The sequence below is a fragment of the Azospirillum sp. UFLA03-27 genome, assembly GCF_059803775.1.
In genome coordinates this window covers 1-833 of the sequence record NZ_JAUQTX010000522.1, presented here as the reverse complement: position 1 = coordinate 833, position 833 = coordinate 1, and the positions used below count along the sequence as shown (strand labels likewise).

The 833-nt window shown below is 67.7% G+C and carries 1 protein-coding gene; it reads right to left on the bottom strand.

From position 1 onward, the window contains the following. Positions 1 to 833, bottom strand: an 833-nt coding sequence (locus tag Q4I23_RS32860) for an NAD(P)/FAD-dependent oxidoreductase (RefSeq protein ID WP_498529027.1), incomplete at both ends; no start/stop codon positions are given.

Below are 833 nucleotides of genomic sequence, written 5' to 3'. Positions count from 1 at the left end.
GCGGTGTGGTTGCCCTTGATCTTGGGCACGTTGAGGAAGCCCGCCGCGTCGCCGACGATCACACCGCCGGGGAAGGTCAGCTTGGGGATCGACTGGAAGCCGCCTTCGCTGAGCGCCCGCGCACCATAGGCGATGCGCCGCCCGCCCTCGAAGGTCGGGCGGATGGCCGGGTGGGTCTTGTAGCGCTGGAACTCCTCGAAGGGCGACAGGTGCGGGTTCTCGTAGTCGAGCCCGACCACGAAGCCGACCGACACCAGGTTGCCCTCCATGTGGTAGAGCCAGGAGCCGCCGTAGGTCTTGGGGTCCATCGGCCAGCCGATGGTGTGGACGATCAGGCCGGGCTGCGACTTGGCGGGATCGACCTCCCACAGCTCCTTGATGCCGATGCCGTAGGTCTGCGGATCGGCGTCGCGGCGCAGGTCGAAGCGCTCGAACAGCGTCTTGGTCAGCGAGCCGCGGCAGCCCTCGGCGAAGATGGTCTGCTTGGCGTGCAGTTCCATACCCGGCGTGTAGTTGGCGGTCTTCTCGCCGTCCTTGCCGATGCCCATGTCGCCGGTGGCCACACCCTTGACCGCACCGCTGTCGTCGTAGAGCACCTCCGCCGCGGCGAAGCCGGGGTAGATCTCCACCCCCAGCTCCTCGGCCTGGGCGGCCATCCAGCGGGCGAGGTTGCCAAGGCTGATGATGTAGTTGCCGTGATTGTGCATCTGCGGCGGGGCGAAGGGCGACTTGAGGGCCTTGGTCTCGGTGAGATAGAGGAAGCGGTCCTCGCGGGCCGGGGTGGTCAGGGGCGCGCCCTTCTCCTTCCAGTCGGGGATCAGCTCGTCGAGCGC